Annotated in this window: 1 pseudogene; it reads right to left on the bottom strand. The window is 68.9% G+C overall.

Going from position 1 to position 289, the window contains the following annotated elements:
- Positions 1-289 (bottom strand): annotated as a pseudogene (locus NE591_RS15430) (citramalate synthase); the annotation flags it as partial.

The raw sequence follows: 289 nt of genomic DNA, 5'->3' as shown, positions 1-289 counted from the left end.
GGTCGAACCCGAGGTTATTCGCCTTCGCGAGCAGCGAGGCCTTCCCCGCCATCTCGCTCACCACCGTGCGGCTCGCGTTGCCCACCGCCGCCGGGCTCACGTGCTCGTAGGCGGCGGGAAACCGCGCAATGGCGCTCGCGTGCAGGCCACCCTTGTGGGCGAAGGCCGAAGAGCCGGTGTAGGGATGGTGCGCCGGCACCGACACTTTGCAGAGCTCGGCCACGTACTGGGCCACGGACGTGAGCTGGGTGAGGCTGTGGCCTCCCACACAGCGCGCGTCCATTTTCAG

The sequence above is a fragment of the Adlercreutzia sp. DFI.6.23 genome (assembly GCF_024462535.1).
Classification (GTDB): Bacteria; Actinomycetota; Coriobacteriia; order Coriobacteriales; family Eggerthellaceae; genus Adlercreutzia; species Adlercreutzia rubneri.
This window is presented reverse-complemented; position numbering and strand designations above follow the sequence as displayed.